Genomic DNA, 23,073 nt, shown 5'->3' on the forward strand with positions numbered 1-23,073 from the left:
GACCGGGCCGTGTCCGTGTGGAGGATGGGGCCGGTCACCTGACCGGTGCTCAGGCCAGGAACCACCCGTACAGCCAGGCGAGCAGGGCGAGCCCGGTCAGGACGGGGACGATCTGCACGGCCCGAGATCGCAGCCGGAACGCGTCGACGGCCGACAGCACGGTCGACACGAGGGCGAGGAGCCCGCACCAGGCCACGGCGTGCGGCACGCCGATCGCGAGCGCGGTCGGGTCGGGCACGCCGGACACGCTGAGGGCGCCCAGCCCGATCAGCGCGAGCCCGGCGAGGCCGGCCACCGCGTTCGCGCGCCCCGGACGGCGGCGGACGAGGCTCCACAGCCCGGCGATCAGCTGAACGGCCGACACGAGCCCGTACGCGCCGAGCGGCGCGAGCAGCGCCGGCGAGTTCATCGCCCGGTACGCCGAGATCGTGAGCACCAGGTCGCCGGGACGGACCATCGGGTACGGGGCCGTGCCCGGGTCGCACGGCGCGGCCGGCGACGCCGGGTTGTCGAGGAACGCGGCGATGGTCCTGCGGCCGCACTCGCTGGACAGGAAGACCGCGTGCCCGACGCCGGCGAACTCGGTGAAGCGGGCGCCCGGCACGCTCGACGCCGCCTGGCGGGCGCTCTCCGGGGGTGTGGTCGGGTCGAACCGGCCGCCCACGACGAGGACCGGCGGGTTGGCGGCCGCCCTGCGGGTGCGGTCCCCGGCGGTCGCGGAGCGGCCCGCGGCCCGGGTGGCGCCGGTAGCCGGCGTCGCGCCGTCAACGGCTCGCACGGCGCCGGCGTCGCTCGCGGCGGTGGTGTCGTCCGGGCCGGGCACGGAGCCGACGGGGGCCGTGGCGTCCGGCAGGACGGTGCTCTCGTCCCGGGCCGCGGGCAGCTTCCAGGCGCCGCAGACGGCCGCGTCGAGGACGGCGGTGAACAACCGGGGGTGCCCGCCGTCGGGGAACCGGTTGAACGGCACCTCGTCCTGGCACTGGACCGCGTAGTACAGGCCCCATTCGTGTGAGGTCAGCCCGTCGCCGGCCTGGTCCACGAGCGGCTGCAGCAGGTCGGCGTGTCCGTCCGCCAGGCCGTCCACCAGCGCCGGCATGACCGGGATGACGTCGGCCTCGTGCAGCGCCTCCTCCAGGATCGTCGCCACGTCGTCGCCGTTGAGCTGGACGGCGAGCCTCTTGCGCGTCAGCGGGTCCTGGGTCTCGTAGGTCTCGGGGTGGGCGTTGAAGCGGGCCACCATCGAGTTGAAGCGCGCGGTCAGGCCGAGCTTGGCGATGGCGGACGCGAGCGCCGGACCGGCCTCGTCGTACCACTTGGCCGAGGCGGGCAGGAAGGAGTCGAGCACGACGCTGCGCGTGCCCTGGGGGTCCTCCGAGGCGGCCAGCAGCATCGAGCGGGTCGAGTAGCTGACGCCGAACAGGTTCCACTGCCGATAGCCGAGAGCCCGGCGCAGGTCCACCACGTCGGCGGCGATCTCCGCGGTCTGGTAGCCGCGCAGGTCCACGTGCTCGGCCTCCAGCCGCGACTGGCAGGCCAGCGCCTCGCGGACGAGCGGGCCGGTCTCCTGCGCCGTCGGACCAGGGGTCTTCAGCGTCTCGACCACGCCGCGCAGGATCTCCGGGCAGCTCAGCCGGGGCTCCGAGTGGCGGCCGCCGCGCTGGTCGACCACGACGACGTCCCGGTCGGGCAGCATGTGCGCCAGGAACTCGACGAGCTGGAGCGAGGCGGAGCCGGGGCCGCCGCTGGAGTACACGACGGGGTCGGGCCTGTGGCCGGGCGCGGACGACTTGTGGACGGCGAAGGCGACCTTGATCGTCCTGCTGTTCGGCACGTCACGACGTTCGGGGACGAGGAGGAAGCCGCACGTCGTGCCGGCGGGGACGGCCAGCGGGCACTGCCGGTTCTCGACGGTCGGCTCGTCCGCGGACGCGGTGCGGCGCGGGCCCGCCAGGGAGTGGGCGACGCCGGGCGGTTTCGTGCCTCGTCCGGCCGAGACGGCGGCTGAGGCGGCGTGCGGCGTGAGCGCGGTCGCCCGCGTTTCGGTGCTCGCGGCGGCGGTGGGGGTGGCGAGCGGCGTGAACGCCGTCGCCCGCGCTTCCGCGCTCACGGCGGCGTCCGCGGCGACCGGCGACGCGACCGGGCCTGCCGCGAGCAGGACCGTCAGAAGGGCGACGAGGAGAGCCGCAGTCACGGCCGCGGCCGACGCCCTGACGGCCGCTCCACACCCACTCAGCAACCGTCAGCCCCGTCCCCGCGAACCCGGCGATATCCGCAGAAACCTTAGCGCGGATCCCCTCCGGTCGTGCCCGCGATCCCCATCCCCGCGAGGACGGAGGCGCGCGACGCCGCCCCTGACCACGTCCCCGACCCGTGCGCACGGCGGCTCGCCACGAGGCCCCGGCGAGCGCGGCGGCCGCGGCGAGCGTGCCGGACGCGTCAGCGGGGGGTGGCCGTGCTGTCGCGGATCACGAGGTCGGTGGCGAGCTCCACACGCCGGGCCTCGGTGCCCTCGCCCCGCCCGATGGCCAGCACCATGCGCGCGGCGAGCGCGGCCATCTCCTGCAGCGGCTGGCGGACCGTGGTCAGCGGCGGCCACGCCGAGCGCGACAGGGGCAGGTCGTCGAACCCCACGACGCTCAGGTCCTCCGGAACCCGCAGCCCCCGCTGGCGCGCCGCCTCGAAGACCCCGAACGCCTGCATGTCGCTGCCCGCGAAGATCGCAGTGGGCGGGCGGTCGAGCGATAGCAGCCCGTGCCCTTGGTCGTGGCCGGAGTTGACGAGGAAGTCGCCGTACCGGATCAGCTCCGGGTCGATCGGCACGCCCGCCGTCTCCAGCGCCGCCCGGTAGCCGTCGATCCTGGCCCGGCTGCACAGCATGTCGGCGGGCCCGCCGATCATGCCGATCCGGGTGTGGCCGAGGTCGAGCAGGTGGCGGGTGGCGGCCAGGCCGCCGTGCCAGTTGGTCGCGCCGACGGAGGCGACTCCCGGCGCCGGCTCGCCCTCCGGGTCCACCACGACGAACGGGATCGACCGGGCGCTCAGCTGGCCCTGCTGCCGGACCGAGAGCCGGGAACCCACGATGATCACGCCGTCGGTGCGCCGGGCCGCTATCCGCTCCAGCCAGTCGCGCCCCGGGCCGGCATGGGTGTGCAGCACGGAGATCACGACGCTGGCCGCCGCCTCGTGGGCGGCGGACTCGGCCCCCCGCACCAGCTCCATCGCCCAGGGACTCTCGATCTCGGCGAAGACCAGGTCGAGCAGGCCGACGGGGCCGTCTCCCTGGCCGGTCCTGCGCTGGTATCCGTGCTTGTGCAGCAGGCGTTCCACCCGCTGCCGGGTCTCGGGGGCCACCTCCGGACGCCCGTTGATCACCTTGGACACGGTCGGGACGGAGACGCCGGCCTCCTCCGCGATCTGGGCGATGGTCACCCGCCTTTTCACTGGCATGGAGCAGATCGTAGCCGAAAGTTTCGGAGTCGTCCGCATCGGTGTTCCCAGGTGAGGGCCATGACGCTTGGGATCGCTCCCACGGCGCTCTTGACGGTTAACGTTCGGTTTACTTATTCTCCGGGTCGCGAAACATTCGGATACATGCCGAAACTTTCAGGCAAAATGGGGGAGGTCGTGCCCGTCGGCCTCCCGGGCCGGTCGGGCGGTTTCGTCTTAGGGAGATTTGATGGCGCTGCGTGTCTCCGGAACACGACTGGTCGACGACGCGGGCAGCCCCGTACGGCTGCGCGGAGTCGGCCTCGGCGGCTGGCTCAACATGGAGAACTTCATCACGGGCTACCCGGCCAACGAAGCGGGGATGCGCTCCGCCGTGCGGGAGGTGCTGGGCGAGGAGCGCTACGAACTGTTCTTCGAACGGTTCCTGGAGTCGTTCTTCTCGGAGGCCGACGCCGACCTCCTGCGGGAGGTGGGCGCCAACTGCGTCCGGATCCCGGTGAACTACCGGCACTTCGAGTCCGACGACCGGCCGATGGAGGTCGTCGAGCACGGCTTCCGCCACCTCGACCGGGTCATCGGGGCGCTGGGCGAGCGGGGGATCTACAGCGTCATCGACCTGCACGCGCTCCCCGGCGCGCAGAACCAGCACTGGCACTCCGACAACCCGACCCACGTGGCGTCGTTCTGGCAGCACCGCCACTTCCAGGACCGCGTCGTCAACCTGTGGGAGACGATCGCCGACCGCTACAAGGACGACCCCTGGGTCGCGGGCTACAACCCGGTCAACGAGCCCGGCGACGTCAGCGGACGGGTGATCGGCCCCTTCTACGACCGCCTGGTCAAGGCGCTGCGCGCGGTCGACCCCGGGCACGTGCTGTTCCTCGACGGCAACACCTACTCCACCGACTTCTCGATCTTCCGTGAGGTCTACGAGAACACGGTCTTCGTCTGCCACGACTACGCCCTGGCCGGCTTCGCCCACGGCGGGCCGTACCCGGGCTACACGCGCGGCGAGTGGTGCGACCGCGACGAGCTGGAGCAGGCCTTCGAGCGGCGCACGCGCTTCCAGCGGGAGACCGGCACGCCGATCTGGGTGGGGGAGTTCGGCCCGGTCTACACCGGAGACCCCTCGGTCGACGAGCAGCGCTACCAGATCCTGCGCGACCAGCTGGAGATCTACGACGCCCACGGCGCCGGGTGGTCCCTGTGGACCTACAAGGACGTCGGCCTGCAGGGCCTCGTCTGCGCCGGCGGGCCGTACATGCGGCGGTTCGGCTCGTTCATCGCGAAGAAGAAGCGGCTCGGCGCCGACCGGTGGGGCTCCACGATGGAGGAGTCCGGCGACGACCTCGCCCCGCTGCACCGGCTGGTCGAGACCGAGTTCCCGACGTGGGACCCCTACCCCTGGGGCGCCCGCTACCAGACCGACGACCTGGTCCGGCACATCCTCGTCGCCCAGGCACTGCTCCCCGAGTACGCCGAGCTGTTCCGCGGCCTCGACGACGGCGAACTGCTCGCGCTGGCCGACTCGTTCGCCCTGGAGGGCTGCTCGCGGCGCGAGCCGCTGATCCGGCTGCTCACCGACAACCTGACCGGCTGACGACCTCACCCGCCGGCCGACCTCACCCGCTGACCGGCCAGACCCGCTGACCCCCTTCCCGCACCCGCCGGCCGGCGGCCGGGCGCCCACGCGCACCCGGCCGCCGGCCGGCCCACCCCTCCGAGAACCCCCCACCAGCGCCCCGTCGCTCCGCCCGAGGAGAGCCCATGTCCACCGCACGTCCCCGGGCGGCGTCCGCCCTGATGTGCCTCGCCGCGCTCGTCGCGGCGCTGCTGGCCGCCCCGTGGGCGCAGGCCCCCGCCCGCGCCGCGGCCGTCCAGGTCGCCGCGTACGACTTCGAGGACGGCACCGCCCAGGGGTGGGGGCCCCGGGGCGGCGCGACCGTGACGGTCACCCGGGACGCCGCCCACTCGGGCTCGTCCTCACTGCTCGTCACGGGGCGTACGGCGACCTGGGAGGGGGCGTCGATCACCCCGCCGTTCGAGAAGGGGGTGACGTACGCGGTTACCGCGTACGCCCGGCTCGTGAGCGGGCAGCCGTCGAGCACGATCGCGCTGACCGTGCAGCGCACCCCGGACGGCGGCGACACGACGTACGAGCGGGTCGCGGCGGGGACCGTGACCGACGGCGGCTGGGTGGAGCTGTCGGGCACCTACAGCTTCGGCGCCGACTCCACGGGCCTGCAGCTCTACGCCGAGAGCTCCGACGCCACGTCGCAGTACTACATCGACGACGTCGTCGTCACCTCCGACACCGACCCCACGCGTTCGGGGCTGGCGACCGACTTCGAGAGCGGGACGGCCCAGGGGTGGTCGCCGCGGGCCTCGGCGACGCTCACGCCCACGGCCGACGCGGCGCACGGCGGCGGCCACAGCCTCGCCGTGACCGGCAGGTCGGCCTCCTGGGACGGCCCGGCGATCAGCGTGCTCGGCAAGATGGCGAAGGGCGAGAAGTACACGCTGTCGGCATGGGTGCGGCTCGGCCCGGACACCCCGTCGGGGAACCTCGGCCTGTCGATCGAGCGGCACACGAACGGCACCCCCAGCTACGAGCGGGTCGCCGCGCCCACGGCCGTCCCTGCCGGGGAGTGGGTGCGGCTCACCGGCACGTACACATTGGCCTACGACGTCGACTTCCTCAGCGTGTACGTCGAGTCCGACAGCGGCACGTTCCCCTTCTACCTGGACGACTTCACGCTGGCCTACGTCGCCCCGAAGCCGATCCAGACCGACATCCCCTCGCTCAAGGACGCGGTGCCGTTCACCATGGGGTCGGCCGTCACCCGGCCCGACACCCTCGGGGAGCACGGCAGGCTGCTGCTCAAGCACTTCGCCCAGATCACGCCCGGCAACGAGCTGAAGTGGGACGCCACCGAGCCGAGCGAGGGGCAGTTCACCTTCGCCGACGGCGACTACCTGGTCGACTACGCCGTCGAGCACGGCCTGAAGGTCCGCGGGCACACGCTCGCCTGGCACAGCCAGACCCCCGACTGGGTGTTCAAGGACGGCGACCGCGACCTCACCGCGTCGGCGGCCGACAAGGCCCTGTTGCTCAAGCGGCTGGAGAACCACGTACGCACGCTCGTGACGCGCTACAAGGGCAAGATCGCCACCTGGGACGTCGTCAACGAGGCGGTCGACGAGAACCAGCCGGACGGCCTGCGCCGCTCGAAGTGGTACCAGATCGCCGGGCTGGACTTCATCCGGACCGCCTTCCGGGTCGCCCACGAGGCCGACCCCGCCGCCAAGCTGTTCATCAACGACTACAACACCGAGTTCCCCCGCAAGCGGGACGCGCTGTTCGCCCTGGTCAAGAAGCTGAAGGCCGAGGGCGTCCCGATCGACGGGGTCGGCCACCAGCTGCACCTGAACATCGAGCAGCCCCCCGCGTCCTCCGTCGAGGACACGATCGAGAAGTTCGCCAAACTCGGCGTGGACCAGCAGGTCACCGAGCTGGACGTGAGCGTCTACACCGACTTCGTCTCGACGTACGACACCGTGCCGGCCGAGGTCCTCGCGCTGCAGGGGTACCGCTACAAGGAGCTGTTCGACGTCTTCCGCCGGCACCGGTCCCAGATCAGCTCGGTCACCGTGTGGGGCGTGTCCGACGACGTGAGCTGGCTGCGGTCGTTCCCGATCACGCGGGTCAACGCGCCGCTGCCGTTCGACGACGACCTCCAGGCGAAGCCGGCGTACTGGGGCGTCGTGGACCCCTCGAAGCTGCCGCCGCTGGTACGGAAGCTGGAGGCCCCCGCGGGCACGGTCCGGGTGGACGGCGCGCGCGACCTCGAGTGGGACCTGCTGCCCGACGCCCCGATCGCCCGCGTGGGGGATGTGTCGGCCGGCTTCCAGGCCCGCTCCGCCCCCTCCGGTCTGTACGTCCTGGCCGAGGTGAACGACCCGACCGATGACAGGGACGACGCGGTCACCTTCACCGTGGGCGGCACGGCGTATCAGGTCAAACGGGGCGGCGCGCACCCCCGTGGCGTCGACGCCGCCGTGCGGCGGACCCCCGGCGGCTACCGGGTCGAGGCGCGGCTCCCGTCGGGCTCGGCCACCGCGACCACCGTCGTCGTCCACGACGCCCATGGCCGCACCGACGTCACCTGGGCGGGCGCGCTGACGTTCACGCCCGCCGTGAAGGTCACCACGGCGGCCCACGCGCGGCCCGTCGTGGACGGCGTGGCCGACCCCGTCTGGGCCGCCGCGCCCGAGGTGCGCACCGCCACCTGGATCCAGGGCACCTCCGGCGCCACGGCGCGGGTCCGGGCGCTGTGGCACGGCGGCACGCTCTACGTCCTCGCCCGGGTCACCGACCCCACGCTGAGCGCCGAGTCGCCCGACCCCTGGCAGCAGGACTCCGTCGAGATCTTCGTGGACCCCGAGAACGGCAAGACCAAGGGGTACGGCGACGACGACGGCCAGTACCGGATCGCCTTCACCGGTGCGCAGTCGTTCGGCGGCACCTTCGACGCGGCCGGGATCAAGGACAACCTGACCAGCGCGGTGAAGACCGTGCCCGGCGGGTACGTGATCGAGGCGGCAATCGCGCTGCCCACCGTGACCCTGGCACCGGACGCCCTGCTCGGGTTCGACGTCCAGGTGAACGACGCCACCGGCGCCGCCCGCACCGCGGCGGCGACCTGGAACGACGCCACCGGCCGCGGCTACCTGGACACCAGCCACTGGGGCGTGCTCCGCCTCGTCCAGTGACCCTCGTCAAGCAAACCCTCACTGATGAGCGCGGAGGCGCCGATGCGGACGTACACGAACCCGGTGATCCCCGGGTCCTACCCCGACCCGTCGATCTGCCGGGTGGGCGAGGACTACTACCTCGTCACGTCCAGCTTCGAGTGGTTCCCCGGCGTGCCGATGTTCCACAGCAGGGACCTCGTCCACTGGCGGCAGATCGGGCACGTCCTGGACCGGCCGTCCCAGCTCGACCTCGACGGCGTGCGCCCCTCGGGCGGGATCTACGCCCCGACCATCCGGCACCACGACGGCGTGTTCTACATGATCACCACGCTCATGGACGAGGCGGGCACCTTCCTGGTCACCGCGGACGACCCGGCCGGGCCGTGGAGCGACCCCGTCTGGCTGCCCGCCCTGCAGGGCATCGACCCGTCGCTGTTCTTCGACGACGACGGACGGGTCTGGGTGACCGGCACCCGGGAGAAGGCGAAGGCCGCCTATTCGGGCGAGACCGAGATCTGGCTCCAGGAGCTCGACCGGACCACCCTCGCCCCGATCGGCGAGGAGCACGTCATCTGGGAGGCCGTCCAGCGGGGCGCCGTGTGGTGCGAGAGCCCGCACCTGTACAAGGTGGGCGGCCGCTACTTCCTGCTGACCGCCGAGGGCGGCACGGCCGACGAGCACTCGGTCATGGTGGCCCGGGCCGACCGGGTGACCGGGCCGTACGCGTCGAACCCGCGCAACCCCGTCCTCACCCACCGCCACTTCGGGAGCCGGCACGCGATCACCTCCGTCGGCCACGCCGACCTGGTGGAGACGCCCGACGGCGAATGGTGGGCCGTCCTGCTCGCCGTCCGCCCGTACGGCGGGGGGCGCAACCTGGGCCGGGAGACCTTCCTCACCCGGGTCCACTGGGAGGACGGGTGGCCGCTCGCGGACCTGGTCGCGCCGGAGGCCCCGGCTCCGTCGCAGCAGGAGCACCGGTGGCCCGCCGAGCCCCTGTGCGACCACTTCGACGCGGAACGGCTGTCGCCCGTGTGGAACCTCCTCCGCACGCCCAGGGAGCCGTACTGGAGCCTGGAGGGCGGCCGGCTGCGGCTGCGCCTGCGGCCGGAGACGCTCGCCCAGCGGGCCAACCCCAGCCTCGTCGCGCGGCGGCAGCAGCACCGGGACTTCGCGGTCCACGCCGCGCTCGACTTCTCCCCGTCCGCGGGGGAGTGCGCCGGGCTGGTGCTGGTGCGCGACGACGACAACCACGTCCTGCTCGTCCGGACCGCCCGGGGCCTGCAACTCGTCCGCCGGGCCGGGGGCAGGGACGAGTTGCTCGCCTCCGTCCGCGTCCCCGAGGGCCGGCTCCACCTGGGCGTCGAGGCGCGCGGGCAGTCCTACCAGGCCCGCTTCGCCGTACGGCCGGGCGAGTGGCGCGACCTCGGCGGCCCCGTCGACGGGCGCCTCCTGAGCCCGCCGCCCGCCAGCGGCTTCACCGGCGCGTACGTCGGCATGTACGCCAGTTCCAACGGCCACCCGAGCACGGCGGTCGCCGAGTTCGACTGGTTCGAGTACCAGCCGCTCTGCTGACCGGTCCCGCGGCGCCGGCCTCCGGGCCGGCGCCGCCCGCGCGGCCCCCTGGGCGAGGAGCCCGGTCAGGCCAGGAACCGGCGGAAGGCCGAGCCCGCGACCCGGGTGGCCAGGCCCGGCGAGAGCCGGACGAGCCGCCACGCCACGCGCGCCGAGGCGGGCGCCACGATGAGCGCCCGGTTGAGGGCCACGCCGCGCAAGACGTCGCGGGCCAGGTCGTCGGCCGGGTAGAGCCGCCCCTGGGCGCGCAGCGCCGCGGCGCGGGCCTCCCGGCCCACCTCGGTCTGCGGCAGCCCGGGGTTGGCGTTGTCGAGCAGCGGCGTGTCCACGAACCCGGGGCAGACAACGCTGACCCGCACGCCGTGCGCCGCCGCCTCGGCCCGCAGCGCCAGCGACAGCCCCACCACGGCGTGCTTGGTCGCGGTGTACGGGATCATCAGCGGCGCCGGGGTCAGCCCGGCCAGCGACGCTGTGTTCACGATGTGCCCGTACCCCTGCTCGATCATGAGGGGGTACGCCGCCCGCACGCCGTGGACCACGCCGCGCAGGTTGACGTCGATCGTCCGGTTCCAGTGGTCGAGCGTGAGCTCCTCCGCGCTGCCCCCGACCGCGATGCCGGCGTTGTTGAACAGGAAGTCGAGCCGTCCGTGCTCGGCCCGCACCCTGCCGGCGAGGGCGGCCACGGCCTCGGCGTCGGTCACGTCGAGGGCGGCGCCGTCGCAGTCGAGCTCCTTGGCGACTCGGTCGGCGTCCCGGACGTCGGCGATCACGACGTGGACCCCGCGCCGGACCAGCCCGGCCGCGACGGCCCGCCCGATGCCCGACGCCCCACCCGTGACGATGGCGGTCTTCCTCACGCTGCTCTCCCGGTGGTCCGCTGGTCGTCCCAGATGCCCATGATCCGCCACAGACGGCGGCTGACGGGGTTCACCATGCCCAGCTCCGCGCACAGCTCCCGCGTCCGGCCCACGGATTCGCGGATCTCGGCCGCCGCCGCGGGGTTGTCCGTGTAGACCTCGCGGACCACGTCGTCCGGGATCCGGAACGCCGCGATGAGCGAGGCGGGCGGGGACAGCATGATCCTGGCCATGACGCCGATGATCACCGGGGCGATCAGGCTCAGCGCGAGGCGCCGGTAGCCGGGCATCCGGGGGACCCGCCGCCGCAGGTAGTGCCGGGCGAACGAGATGTGCCGCGCCTCCTCCGCCACGTGGATGCGCATGATGGTCTCCTCCAGCGGGTGCCGGGCCCGGCCGTCCCGCAGGGTCTTGCGCTGCACGTGGTCGATCGGGTCCTCGCCGCCCAGGACGAAGATGAAGAACAGCTCGGTCGAGATGAGCGGGATCCACGGCACCACCTGCGCGAGCGTGGTCAGCGGCAGCGGCATCCCGCGGATCGGGAGCTTCGTCCGGTTGACGAACTCCTGGAACATCATCCCGTGATGCCCCTCTTCGATCATCTCGTGGTAGACGTACCGGAACTCGGGGGAGCCGTTCGGCAGCCGGTAGGCGTAGTTGAGCAGCCCGCGCTTGAGCAGGTTCTCGAACTGCAGGCCCACCTTCATGGCCGTGGCCACCCGCCACAGGCCGATCCGCGCACGGACCTCGGGCGGCCTGCCGCGGTACCAGGGATGCCCGCCCAGCTTGTCGACGGGCGGCAGCTCCCATCGCGGGTCTGACTGGCTGACCAGGAACTCGGGGTCGTCCCAGGGGATATCGGCGTAGGGCTCCCAGTGCTTGTCGACCGAGGCCTTCGACAGGCGCTCGATGACGGCCTCGTACGCGCTCCTGTCGGCGACCTTCTCGTCCTTCTCCCTGCTCGCGGTGGTCCTGGGCGCAGCGGACATGACGGCACTCCCTTCCGGCGCCGTAATTGTACTTTCGATCCAATAGGCCGGGAAGGGATGACTTCCGCCGAGATGGGAGACCGGTCCACCTCCGGCCGCTAGCCTTCCGACTAACCCAGGGACGCCGACGCATCGGGAGCACGTGTGCCTGACACCTGCGATGTCGCGATCATCGGCGGGGGCGTGGTCGGATGCGCCGTCGCGCATCGGCTCGCCGCGGACGGTCGCAGCGTCGTGCTCGTCGAGGGCGGCCCGCGGCTCGGCCTCGGCGCCTCCGACGCCGCGATGGGCGGCATCACCCCGCAGTCGGAGCCGTCCTGCCTCGGCCCGCTCGGCGCGGTGGCCGGGCGGAGCCGCGAGCTCTATCCGGCGTGGCTGGACGAGCTCGCCGCGGCGTCCGGGGTCGTCGTCCCCCTGCTCGACGGCGGTGACATCCAGGTGGCGCTCGACGAGGCCGAGATGGAACGCCTGGAGACCGAGGTCCTCCCTGTCTGGATGAACTCGCCGTTCGCCGTCGAGCGCCTCACGGCCGCCGACGCCCGCGGGCTGGAGCCGCTGCTGAGCGAGTCGGTCGCCGGCGGGTTCCTGCTGCCCGACGAGCTCGCCCTCGACCCCCGCGATCTGCTGGCCGCGCTGGCCGCCACACTCGAGGCGAACCCCGCCGTCCGCGTGCTGACCGGCGTCAGGGCCACGGCCGTGACGTCCGGTCCCCGGGGCGCCCGCGCCTACCTCGACAGCGGCGACCGCGTGTCGGCCGGGTTCGTCGTCGTCGCGGCGGGCCTGCTGAGCCGGGAGCTCCTCCCCGGCCTCCGTGACCACCTGCTGCCCATCAAGGGCATGGCCTACGACGCCCGCGTGCCGGAGGCGAGGTCGTACCCGCTGCGCCACCACGTGTACGCGGAGTTCTCGGAGGACGGGGTCGAGCACAGTCCCTACCTCGTCCCCCGGCATGACGGCCGGGTCGCGATCGGCGTCACGTACGAGATCGGAGCGGACGACCTGACGGTGACCGGCGCCGGGCTCGCGGAGATCAGGCGCGGTCTCGAGGCCCTCATGCCGGCGGCCGTCTCCTGGCCGGTGGAACGCCGCTGGGCGGGGCTGCGGCCCGCCACGACCGACCGCATACCGATCATCGGCCCGGTGGACGCCAACGGGTACGTGCTCGCCGCCACCGGCCACGGAGGGCTCGGCATCACCCTCGCCCCCGTCACGGCCGACCTGGTCGCGGCACTCGTCCGCGGAGGCGTCGACGCCGGCGCGCGCGAGCTACTGCGGATCTGCCGACCCGACCGGCCTCTCGCCCCCTGGGGGCCGGAAGGCGGGCCCGTGGACGGGGAGAGGTCCGCGGCCTCCTGACACCGTCGCCGGCGAGGACGGGCGTACGGGGAGCGTCACCGCCGCCTCCGTCCGGCTTCGGCCGTGACGCTGAGAAGGGCCAGGGTGTTGACCGTTACCTGGTCGCGCACGCGGTCCACAAGAGACTGCCACTGGCGGCTGAAGCCGGGACGCCGGTCGAGGCTCTCCCAGTAGGGCGCCATCGCGTCGCCGAGCCGCGCCGCGGGCATCCACAGGTGCAGGAGGTGGTCGACCGCGGGGGCCAGCCTTGCGGCCGCCTCCGGGCCCGGCACGGCGCCGATCCGCGCCCGTTCCAGCAGGACCAGGAGCGTGGTGAGCAGCCAGTCGTGCAGCGCGAGGTCCTCGCAGAGGTCGGCCACGGCCGGGGTGAACGCCCCGTCGTGCACGACCAGGACCGACCGTGTCCGGTCGCTCCGCAGGACGAAGCGGATGGCCGGTTCGCCGCTCTCCGCCACCCAGCGCAGGCGGGTACGGGGGACCTTGAAGGGGGCCCGGCGGTCCAGCAGCGGGGACGACTGGGCCAGGTCGAGGAAGCGGCCGCTGATCGCGCCGAGGTCGAGGCAGCCGGGCGGCGGGTCGTCGGCGAACCCGTCGGCCAGGTCCCGCGCCTTCGCCTTGCCCAGCACCTCCACGACCCCCGGCCGGGCCAGGTAGTGCGACCAGGGCAGCCGCCGGTCGGCCTCCGCGCGCGTCAGCCGGACGTACGACGAGCCCTGGGCGACCCGTCCGCCCGTGATCGCGCACCGGGACAGGACCGTGCCGACGCCCCTGACGCGGGACTGCGTGGCGGACGGCAGCCGGCAGTCCACCCCGGTCAGCCGGTCCGGGGAGACGGCGTGCACGATCGGCCGCCGGGAGACCCGCACGGTCTCGCCCGCCGTCAGCGCGAGCACCTGCCGGCAGGCGGACTCCTCGATCTCCCCCGAGTTCTGCAGCAACCCCGTGTGCACTTCCCCCATGACCGGCATCGGCGGTGCGGCTCCCCGTCTGATCAGCAGAACACGTACGAGACGCGGTCGACGAGCTCGTCCTCGAGCCGGACGCCCTCGCTCTCGCTCCGCTCGGCGACCTGCCGCAGGACCTCGGCGTCCACCGCCACCTGGCCGAGGATGGTCCGTACGGCCAGCTCGACGGGCAGGAACCGGGGCGAGAGAACCGACAGCGTCGTGTACGCGCTGAACGGAGGGGCTTGAGCGTTCACCTGGACGACGGCGGGCAGGGCGTCCCAGCCCTTCGGCCACGTGTCCGGGGCGGGCACGGGCAGCAGGGGGAGGCGGCCGTCGCTGCGCAGCATCCCGAGCCGCAGGAGCTGCCAGACCGCGGCCAGGAAGGGGCACGACCACGTGCGCCCCGGACCGTCCTCGTCCCACAGCTCCACGTCGACGAAGATCGAGTGGCCGCGCTTGGCGTTCTGGCTGGGCGGCGCCCACCGCTGGGCCCTCCCCATCGCCTGCACGGTGCCGTTGCCGGGGGAGCGGGCGCCGTTGCACAGCCACCCCGTCTCCTGCACCGGCGGCCGCGAGCCGGTGGTCTCCGGCGGGGGATCGGCGACGAGCCGGTCCTCCACCAGCCGGGCCGGCTCCACGTCGTCGGCCTGCGCGCAGGCCGACTCCCGGGCCAGGTAGTCGACGGACAGGCCCTCCTCGGCCGCCGTGCCGAGGATCATCGGCACCAGCTCGGCGGGGCTGCTGGACCGGCTGAAGTAGTCGTCCACGAGGAAGCACGTGCTGACCCTGGCCCGGCCCCCGGGCACCCGCTCCTGCCACATCGACCGCACGGTCCGCGCCCAGGGGGCGACGCGGCGGAACTGCTCGCGCAGCCGTTCCGGGCCGGCCTCGACGTCCTCCATGTAGAGATGGCCGAGCTCGACGGACACGTGGGAGAGGGGGGCGGAGGCGATCCTGCGCTCCGCGGCCACCTCCCCGAAGGCCGCGTTCACCGACGTCACAGGCCCTCCCACGCGCTGTCGTCCACGATCTTCCTCGCCAGGTCGTCGAACGCCGCCGCCGTCTCCGCGTTCGCGATCTTGCTGGCCAGCACGTCCTCGTCGGAGATGAGCTGCTCGCGCCACTGCAGGACGGGGTCGAGCGGGATCCTGCCGAGCATCGCCGTACGGCCGACTCCGTGGCGGCGGGCGAGCTCGCGCAGCTCGTCGTCGCAGGTGCTCAGCCAGGCCCGCTGCTCGTCGCGCAGGCCGGCCAGCTCCGCCGCGCCGGGCTCCAGGACGGCGGTCCGCACGAACCGGATGCGGTCACGCAGCTCGTCCGGGTCGTGCCCGAACCGCGCCGCCACGTCGAGCAGCCCGTCGGCCCCGGTCACCAGGCCGTCGGCGGCGATGATGTGCTGGCGCGTCCAGCGGTGGAACACCAGCCAGCGGAACGGGACGTGGGCCAGCCGCGCGGTGGCCTGCAGGACCAACTCCGCGGTGAACGACCGGCCGGCGCTGAGGTCGACCACGCACAGGTCGAACTCCTCGTCGAGGCGCCCGAACAGCTGCGCGCAGCGCCGGACCACCTCCTCGTCCACAGAGGACAGTTCGCCGCCGCCCTCGCTGCCGGGGAGCAGGACGAGCCTGCCCGAGCCGGGCGGCCTGGCGCGCAGCGCCTCGCGGTCGGACTCGGCCCACACGTCGAGCCGCAGCGGCTCCGCCCGGTAGCCGCGCAGGTACTCGTGCAGGCCGCCCTCCCTGGCCCCCCGGGCCGCGGCGCCGATGCCGAAGATGGCCCCCGCCGTGGGGGAGCCGAGGTCGTAATCGAGATAGCAGGCGTCGTTACCCTGCAGCGCGTGGCGGTACACGACGTTCATCGCGGTGACCGACCGGCCGGTCCCGCCCTTGTCGGAGATCGCGAAGACCAGCACCTACATCGCCTCCGTGGCGCTGTCGCGTGCGGCGGCCAGGCGTTCGAGGTCGAGCAGGGCGTCCTGGATCAGAGCCAGCGCGGTCGCCGGGCGGTCGCCGAGGATCGCCCGGGCCCGCTGCAGGGCGGCCTGGACGCCGCGCAGCTTCGGCTGGACCGTCTGGCCGGCCACCAGCGGCCGGGTGACGAGCTCCCGGTCGAGCAGGTGCTCGGCCTCGCCCAGCATCTGCATGGCCAGGTCGACGAGCTCCGGGCTGCTCAGCGGCGTCTCCGCCCCGGCGTACGCCGCGGAGACCAGGATCTCCACGACGCGCTCGGTCATGTACCAGGACGGCTCCTCGTGGCGCGCCTCGACGTCGGGGAACACGTTGCCGGGCTGGTCCCACAGGCCGGCGCTCGGACCGTCGATGAAGCGGCGTCGCGAGATGTGCCGCCAGACGTGGTCGGCCAGGGTGAGCAGCCGCTCCCGCGTCCCGGTGTTCCGGGCGATCGAAGCGGCCCAGATCGTGCGTTTCAGGAGCTTGACGGCGAAGTCGGAGACGATCCACACCAGATCGGGACCCAGCTCCTCGCCGCCGAGCAGCCGCACCGGGAGGCCGGGGGAGTGCAGGAGGACGGACGGGTCGCCGGGGATCGCCCTGCGGGTGATGCGCGCCCGCACGGCGAGCTCCTCCAGCACGCCCGCCACCCGGTCGAGGTCCACGTCCGAGGAGCGATTGCTCACCAGGCTCTGGATCACCATCGCGCTGACACCCAGGCTGAAGTAGTCCGATTCCCGCTCATCCGTCGTCTGCCACGGGATGTCCTCAAGGGGCCAGGCGCCCCGGCCGGACATGGCGACCGTGCGCCAGTAGTGCTGGGTGAGGTCCCAGCGCCGCTGGATCGCCTGGGCGAGCGTGAGCTGCTCGTCGTCCAGCAGGCCGAGGACGCGGGTGCGCTCGGAGAACAGGTCGGCGATGCCGACGAGGGCGTTCACGGTGAAGTAAAGGAGCGGGACGTCGGCCGCCACGCCCTTCGGCTGGGGGCCGATCGGGAGCGGCGTCGCGACGTCGGGGGCGTCCTTCACGATGCCCCACGTCCATCCGCACTCGAACAGGAGATTGTCGTTGTCGAGGTCGACCTGGCTGCCCGAGCCGATCGTGAGGTCGCGCAGCCTCGCACGCACCGGCCGCAGAGCCCTCCGCAGCTCGTCGAGGACCCGCCGGTCCGGGGCGCCGGTCTGGTTGACCTGGCGCAGGAGGGTCAGGCCCTGTGGGGAGCCGGGATCGAACGCGTTGACCGTGAAGCTGCGCAGCAGGCCGACCATGGCCGCCGACAGCCGGCGGCTCGCCAGGTCCTCCAGCTCGCGGATCTCCCGGCGGATCGACTCCCGCCTGACGCTCTGCCGGAACACCTTGAGGAAGCCGAGCGTGCCGAGCATGAGCGTGACCGACATCGAGAACGAGTCCACGACGTCGAGCCGGAGCTGCTCGGCGGTGGGCGTCACGTCCTCGTCCGCCGTGCGGAAGTAGCCGCCACCGGAGAAGACGGGCCGCCCGTCCTCGGCGGTGTACGTGCGCAGGTAGTCGCCGATGACCTTCAGCAGCAGCTTGGGGATCTCCACGGAGTCGCCCAGGCGCGCCAGCGCGGCCAGCACGTCGTCGGCCGTCTCGTCGGGCGTGTCCAGCCGGAAGCCCGACAGCTCGGAGGCCGGATACATGAAGCACAGGAGCTGCTCGGCGTCGGAGATGGAGTTGGACCCGTCGCGTCCTCCCCAGCTCCACGAGCCGTCGCGGCAGGAGACGCGGGCGGCCGCCTCCCAGAGCTCGAGAAGCTGCTGGCGGGGCTGCAGCCTCACGGCGTTCCCTGCCTCCCCACGGGATGGGTGTTCACCGTCAGCTCCAGCAGCTCCTCCGGCTCGTCGAAGGGGACCGACCGGTTCTCCAGGTCGCGCCACATCTGCATGAACACCTCGAGGAAGTCGGCCTTCGCGTCGAGGACGATCAGCTCTCCCAGGAGCTGGAGGTTCCGGTGCCGGTCGAAGTGCTGCAGGGAGAGGACCAGGGACCGACCGTCGACGATGATGAACTTGTAGGGGTACCGCTGCGCGGCGACCCTGATGGACACCATGGTCGGGTCGTCGAGCTCCTGCCGCAGCCGCAGCATGGCGAGATAGTGGTCCAGGGCCTCGGTGCGCCCGGCGGAGGCGAACGGCTTGACGGTGGGGCCGTCGCCTCGGCCCGCCTCGTTCACCTCCACCTGGCAGATCCGCCGGTAGGCGATGGACGGCATGCTCTGGCGGACGTGCCGGAGCACCGCCTCGTGATGCTTGCGCATGTGCTCCCGGTTGACGCCGCTGTCCGGCCACTCCCCGTCCCTGGAGATGAAGTCGAGAACGTGGATGCTCTTCCGCGCCCCGACCAAAAGCTGTGTCAGGGGGTCGGCTTCGAGGTTCGTGAATTTCCTGATCTTGTCGATGTGCTGGAGTTCGACGCGCATCCCCGATTGGCGGATCAGGTCCGACATCTGGCGTTCGACGGCCTTCAACGCCTGCTCGCGGCTGCCCAGCATGGCGACCGCGGCGAGGGTGACGAGGCTGAGGAGTCCCAGGGCGGTCAGCGCGATGCGGACGGGACTGTCCAGAAGTCCCTGAACCACGGCGCCGAGGACCGCTCCCGCGACCGCGCTCGCTATCGCGAGCAGAGTACGGCTCAGTGCACCGGAATTTGTCAATATGCGCTCTCGGATATCGAAATCAGTTATTGGCTTAAGATCATACATCGGCTGCCGATTGGCATGAAGGGCGAATCATTGCGCTTGTAGGGGTGGACCCCAAGATGTATTTCGGTCTAGCCGCAACGATGGGTATCGCATAAAATGAGCGATATGCCTACACTTGAGACGGAAGTTGCCCGCGCTGCATCGTTGAGGAGCGGAGGCGGCCCTGGTCTCTGAACGGGGGATCGGCGGCGACCGCGTGATGCAGGAGCACGGCGATCACGCCCACCCCGGCGTGAACCTCCCTCCGGAAGCCGCCGCGCGGATCCTGGTCACCGGCGCGTGGATCGACGAGTCCCTGTTGTCGCCGCTGCGCGACCTCGGGTACGCCCCGCGCCGGCCGTCCTCGCCGTTCCTCAGCGAGGACGCGCTGATCTCCGAGCTCAGGGGCGCCGTCGCCTACCTGCACGGCGGCGAGGAGCGGGCGACCCCGCGGGCGCTGAGGGCGGTGCGCGAGACGCTCAGGGTCGTCGCGTTCCTCGGCGTGGGGTACGAGAACTTCGTCGACGTGGCCGCCGCCGACGAGCTGAGCATCGTCGTCACCAACACGGCGGGCGCCGCGACGGATTCGGTGGCGAGCTTCACGGTCGGGCAGATCATCAACGCCAACTGGCGTATTCCGCAGGGTCTCGGCAATCGCTTACCGGACTGGCGCGGACCGCACGACCTTCCGCACGAATTGAGCGCCCGAAGAGTCGGCATCATCGGGCTCGGCGCGATCGGCGCGAGAATCGCCGATATCCTCACCCGATCGTTCGGCGCGGACGTCGCCTATTTCAGCCGGACGCGCAGGCACGACGTCGAGGAGGCGCTGGGGCTGCGGTTCCTCCCGCTGCACGAGCTCGCCGAGCGCAGCGACATTCTCGTCGTGATGGTCCCGGAGACCGAGAAGACACGTGCCATGGTCGACGCCGGGGTCCTCGCGCGGATGCGTCCCGGCGCCGTCCTGGTGAACACCGCCCGCCCGGCCATCGTCGACCCGGCCGCCCTGCACGCGAGCATGCGCAAGGGCGAGGTCCATCTGGCCGTCTTCGACGGCTACTACGGTCCCGACTGCGAGATGGGCCGGCGGCTGCTGGACGACTTCGGCGACCGCCTCCTCGTCACCGGGCACGTCGCCTCGCACACCCAGGAGGCGACGGCGCGCATGGTCCGTCAGGCGGTGCGTTCGATCGCGAACGTCCTCACCGCGGGCGGCGACGAGCACGCCGTGGGCCTGACCAGGAGAGCCCGGCGGTAGAGGAGAAGAAGCGGTACTGTCCTCCACGTGGGACGTGGCACCCGGATCTCCTGCCTGCTGGGAAGTGATGCGTGGCCGGTCGAGAATCGATTCCCGCCCCGGCGCCGTCCGCGTCGATGACCGGGGCCGCCGCGCTGGTGGCGGCTCTGCGGCGGTACGGCGTGGACACGGCCTTCGGCATCCCCGGCGCGCACAACCTCGCGATCTACCAGGAGCTCGACCGCGCCGGCGTCCGGTGCCTCACACCGCGGCACGAGCAGGGCGCGGGGTACGCGGCGGACGGGTACGCCCGGGTGACGGGCAGGCCGGGAGTCGTGGTCACCACGACCGGTCCGGGCGTGGTCAACGCGGCGGCGGCCCTCGCGCAGGCGTACTCGGACTCGTCCCCGGTCCTGCTCGTGTCCCCGGGGGTGCCCACCGACCACCCCCGTCACGGCCGGGGCTATCTCCACGAGAGCAAGGACCAGACGGGCTCGGTCGGGGCGCTGTGCGCCTGGAGCCACCGCGTGTCCTCGGTGCGCGAGATCCCGGCCGCCGTCGCGCGGGCGTTCGCGTCGTTCGCCGAAGGGCGGCCCCGCCCCGTGCACATCGAGATCCCGGCCGACCTGCTCGACGCGGAGGCCGAGGTCGCGCTGGCGCCGCCGTACCGGATCTCCCCGCGCACCCCGGACCCGGACGCGCTGGACGAGGCCGCGCGGCTGCTGGGCGGGGCGCGGCAGCCGGGGGTGGTGCTCGGCGGCGGGACGCAGACGCCGGGCGATGACGGGCAGCCGGTGGGCCTCCTCGCCCTGCGCGTCGCCGAGCGGCTCGGCGCCCGGATCGTCACCACGGTCAACGGCAAGGGCGTGGTGCCCGAGAGCCATCCGCTGGCCCTGGGGACGACGCTCCGGATCGACGTGGTCCGCAGGTGGCTGGCCACGTGTGACGTCGTCCTGGCCGTCGGCACGGAGCTGGGGCCCGCGGACCTGTGGGAGGACGGGTTCGCCCTCGGGGGACGCCTCATCCGGGTGGACGTGGACCCCGCCCAGATGTACGGCGACCACGTGGCCGACGTGCCGATCGTCGCGGACGCCCGGCTGGCGCTGGCCGGCCTCGCCCGGCGGCTGGACGAGACGCCGTCCTCCTCGCCGAATGAGCCGCGCGGGCATCCGATACCGGATCACCGCGCCGAGCTGGCGGACGTCACCCGGCGGTGGGCGGGGCAGATCGCGGCGCTGCGCCGGGCGCTGCCCGACGAGACGATCATCGTCGGCGACAACTCGATGATGGTCTACCACGGCGCCCTGGTCGCGCTGCCGATGGACCCGCCGGGCCGGTTCCTGTTCCCCACCGGGTACGGCACGCTGGGCTTCGCCCTGCCGGCGGCCATCGGCGCCAAGACGGGCAGGCCCGACCGGCCGGTGGTCGCGCTGGCCGGCGACGGGGCGTTCCAGTTCAGCCTCCAGGAGCTCGCCACGGCCGTCGAGCTTCGGCTGGCCCTGCCGATCGTGATCTCCGACAACGGCGGCTTCGGGGAGATCCGCGACGAGATGCGGCTGCGGGGCATGCGGCCGGTCGCCGTCGATCTCCACGCCCCCGACTTCGCCGCCCTCGCCCGCGCGTACGGCGCGAAGGGGCGGGCCGTGAAGACGCCGGCCGAGCTGGAGGAGGCGGTCGCCGAGGCGCTGGAGGCCGCGGTCCCGACCGTCATCGTGGTCCCGGAGGGCTGACCGCGCGGGGGGCGCGAGCCGCCGCAGTGGAGGTCAGTCCTCGTCGACGGCCGGGAGGCGGAGCACGAACCGGGCGCCGCGCGGGCTGTCCTCGATGGCCAGCGTGCCGCCGTGGGTCTCGGCGATCTGGCGGGCGATGGACAGGCCGAGGCCGGTCCCGCCGGCGTCCCTGCTGCGCGCCGCGTCCAGCCGGGTGAACCGCTGGAACACCAGCTCGCGCTTCTCCGGGGCGATGCCCGCGCCGTCGTCGAGAACCTCCACGATCCCCGTGCCGTTCTCGCGGTAGACGGTGACCTTGAGCGTCGACTCGGCGTGCCGCTCGCCGTTGTCGAGGAGGTTGTTGAGCAGGCGGGCGAGGCTCAGCCGGTCGCCGACGACGACCACCCCGCCCTTGAGATCGCGCAGCACCTCCACCTTGCGCTGCCGCCGGTCGAGCTCGCGGGCGGTCAGCTCGCCGAGGTCCGTCGGCTCCATCCGGGGCGGCTGTCCCGCGTCGAGCCGGGCGATCTGGAGCAGGTCGGTGACGAGCGCCTGCAGCCGTTCCAGGCTGTCGAGGAGCGCCTCGGCGGTCTGCGGCCAGTCGGTCTGGTGGGGGTCGAGCAGCGCCGCCTCGATCTCCGTCCGCATGGCCGTGAGCGGGCTGCGCAGGTCGTGGGAGGCATCGGAGGCGAACCTGCGCTGCTGCTCGACCGCCATCTCCGCCCGGTTGAGGGTCTGGTTGGCCGTCTCGGCCAGCCGCCGGATCTCGTCGCGGTACTTCGGGACGGGCACCCGCTGGCTGAGGTCCGTCGCCGTGATCACCCCCAGTGTGTCGGTCATCGCGTCCACCGGGGCCAGGGCCTTGCGCACGGTCTGGTACGTCCCGAACGCCGTCAGCAACACGAGGAGTAGCGACCCCGCCAGGAGACCCGCGACCAGCGGGGTGCTGACGTGCCACGGCACCTCGTCGTCGGCGGCGTACACCGTCCACATCTCGTCGCCGCGCTGATAGCGGAACGCCGCCACGATCATGCAGCGGTCGGGGAACGCGGGGGAGTGGCACAGGATCCTGGTGGCCTGCGGCGCCACCGGGCTCGGCCGGAAGGCCGCCATCCGGGGCCGCCCGACGAGGGCGGCGTTGGTCGACACGATCCGGCCGTCGGCGTCGACGACCTGGACGCCGGGCAGCCGCTCGTCCAGCATGATCGGCGCCAGCCGGTCGCGCCCGGCCTGGTACGCGATCCGGATGGCGGTGCCCATGGTCTCCTCGGTCTTGTACTTCTCGGCCGTCCCCCGGACGGCGGACAGCACGAAGACAGAGGCGGCCACGCAAAGCACGGCCATCACCGCACTGGCGATGACCGTCAGGCGGACCCTGACGGACCATCCGTGCCACAAGCTCACCTGATTCCCCCCGGCAATCAGACGATCACACTAGGTCAACCCGCAGCCAATTTCAGGAGATTCCCCACTAAACCTAGACAAATCCCATCCAGAGCAATGCTCTGTACGGCGGGTGGCAGGCTGGTTAGAGTGAGTCGCCAGCCGCTT

16 protein-coding genes are annotated in these 23,073 nt (G+C 72.7%); 6 read left to right on the plus strand and 10 right to left on the minus strand.

What is annotated here, in order from left to right; all coding sequences use genetic code 11:
* Nucleotides 1-49 precede the first annotated feature (49 nt).
* Both Mco01_RS05755 and Mco01_RS05760 read right to left on the minus strand, forming a co-directional pair.
* Nucleotides 50-2,191: an alpha/beta hydrolase gene (locus Mco01_RS05755; protein ID WP_204055825.1), complete on the minus strand. Its 2,142-nt coding sequence runs from the start codon at nucleotides 2,189-2,191 to the stop codon at nucleotides 50-52.
* 245 nt (nucleotides 2,192-2,436) lie between these two features.
* Entirely contained in the window at nucleotides 2,437-3,447 is a 1,011-nt protein-coding gene (locus tag Mco01_RS05760) for a LacI family DNA-binding transcriptional regulator (protein WP_036330373.1), read from the minus strand.
* A gap of 229 nt (nucleotides 3,448-3,676) precedes the next feature.
* Here Mco01_RS05760 and Mco01_RS05765 point away from each other — a divergent pair, with 229 nt between their 5' ends.
* From Mco01_RS05765 to Mco01_RS05775, 3 genes are all read left to right on the plus strand, one after another.
* Entirely contained in the window at nucleotides 3,677-5,047 is a 1,371-nt protein-coding gene (locus Mco01_RS05765) for a glycoside hydrolase family 5 protein (RefSeq protein ID WP_204055826.1), read from the plus strand.
* Between the two features lie 167 nt (nucleotides 5,048-5,214).
* Nucleotides 5,215-8,220 carry an endo-1,4-beta-xylanase gene (locus Mco01_RS05770; protein WP_204055827.1) on the plus strand — a complete coding sequence of 1,002 codons (3,006 nt, stop codon included), beginning with the start codon at nucleotides 5,215-5,217 and terminating at the stop codon, nucleotides 8,218-8,220.
* Between the two features lie 42 nt (nucleotides 8,221-8,262).
* Complete coding sequence (locus Mco01_RS05775) at nucleotides 8,263-9,777, plus strand: glycoside hydrolase family 43 protein (protein WP_204055828.1); 1,515 nt, start codon at nucleotides 8,263-8,265, stop codon at nucleotides 9,775-9,777.
* Between the two features lie 65 nt (nucleotides 9,778-9,842).
* Here the strand turns inward: Mco01_RS05775 and Mco01_RS05780 are convergent, their stop codons facing one another.
* Together Mco01_RS05780 and Mco01_RS05785 are read right to left on the minus strand one after the other, a co-directional pair.
* Nucleotides 9,843-10,634 carry an SDR family NAD(P)-dependent oxidoreductase gene (locus tag Mco01_RS05780; protein ID WP_204055829.1) on the minus strand — a complete coding sequence of 264 codons (792 nt, stop codon included), beginning with the start codon at nucleotides 10,632-10,634 and terminating at the stop codon, nucleotides 9,843-9,845.
* Nucleotides 10,631-11,623 (minus strand): AurF N-oxygenase family protein, encoded by a 993-nt coding sequence (locus tag Mco01_RS05785; protein ID WP_204055830.1) that lies wholly within the window; start codon nucleotides 11,621-11,623, stop codon nucleotides 10,631-10,633. Before Mco01_RS05785 ends, Mco01_RS05780 begins: the two co-directional genes overlap by 4 nt.
* A 144-nt stretch (nucleotides 11,624-11,767) precedes the next feature.
* Here Mco01_RS05785 and Mco01_RS05790 point away from each other — a divergent pair, with 144 nt between their 5' ends.
* On the plus strand, nucleotides 11,768-12,979 hold the full coding sequence (locus tag Mco01_RS05790) for an NAD(P)/FAD-dependent oxidoreductase (RefSeq protein ID WP_204055831.1): 1,212 nt from the start codon (nucleotides 11,768-11,770) through the stop codon (nucleotides 12,977-12,979).
* A gap of 35 nt (nucleotides 12,980-13,014) precedes the next feature.
* Here the strand turns inward: Mco01_RS05790 and Mco01_RS05795 are convergent, their stop codons facing one another.
* The 5 genes from Mco01_RS05795 to Mco01_RS05815 are packed head-to-tail and all read right to left on the minus strand — an operon-like array spanning nucleotide 13,015 to nucleotide 18,474.
* On the minus strand, nucleotides 13,015-13,938 hold the full coding sequence (locus Mco01_RS05795) for an SCO2521 family protein (protein WP_204055832.1): 924 nt from the start codon (nucleotides 13,936-13,938) through the stop codon (nucleotides 13,015-13,017).
* Nucleotides 13,939-13,970: 32 nt separating this feature from the next.
* Entirely contained in the window at nucleotides 13,971-14,927 is a 957-nt protein-coding gene (locus Mco01_RS05800; protein ID WP_204055833.1) for an SCO2522 family protein, read from the minus strand.
* Entirely contained in the window at nucleotides 14,924-15,838 is a 915-nt protein-coding gene (locus Mco01_RS05805; RefSeq protein WP_204055834.1) for an SCO2523 family variant P-loop protein, read from the minus strand. Before Mco01_RS05805 ends, Mco01_RS05800 begins: the two co-directional genes overlap by 4 nt.
* Nucleotides 15,839-17,674: an SCO2524 family protein gene (locus Mco01_RS05810; RefSeq protein WP_204055835.1), complete on the minus strand. Its 1,836-nt coding sequence runs from the start codon at nucleotides 17,672-17,674 to the stop codon at nucleotides 15,839-15,841. It lies immediately after the preceding gene.
* Nucleotides 17,671-18,474 (minus strand): hypothetical protein, encoded by an 804-nt coding sequence (locus tag Mco01_RS05815; protein WP_204055836.1) that lies wholly within the window; start codon nucleotides 18,472-18,474, stop codon nucleotides 17,671-17,673. The genes Mco01_RS05810 and Mco01_RS05815 overlap by 4 nt, the downstream gene beginning before the upstream one ends.
* Nucleotides 18,475-18,796: 322 nt before the next feature.
* On the opposite strand from Mco01_RS05815, the gene Mco01_RS05820 reads away from it, so the two are divergent.
* Both Mco01_RS05820 and Mco01_RS05825 read left to right on the plus strand, forming a co-directional pair.
* Entirely contained in the window at nucleotides 18,797-19,834 is a 1,038-nt protein-coding gene (locus Mco01_RS05820) for a 2-hydroxyacid dehydrogenase (protein WP_239103409.1), read from the plus strand.
* 71 nt (nucleotides 19,835-19,905) lie between these two features.
* A complete protein-coding gene (locus tag Mco01_RS05825) occupies nucleotides 19,906-21,543 on the plus strand; it encodes a 5-guanidino-2-oxopentanoate decarboxylase (protein ID WP_239103365.1) in 1,638 nt (545 codons plus the stop codon).
* A gap of 33 nt (nucleotides 21,544-21,576) precedes the next feature.
* Here Mco01_RS05825 and Mco01_RS05830 read toward each other — a convergent pair whose 3' ends face one another.
* On the minus strand, nucleotides 21,577-22,851 hold the full coding sequence (locus tag Mco01_RS05830) for a HAMP domain-containing sensor histidine kinase (protein WP_239103366.1): 1,275 nt from the start codon (nucleotides 22,849-22,851) through the stop codon (nucleotides 21,577-21,579).
* Between the last annotated feature and the right edge of the window lie 222 nt (nucleotides 22,852-23,073).

Source organism: Microbispora corallina, assembly GCF_016863035.1.
GTDB classification, from domain to species: Bacteria; Actinomycetota; Actinomycetes; order Streptosporangiales; family Streptosporangiaceae; genus Microbispora; species Microbispora corallina.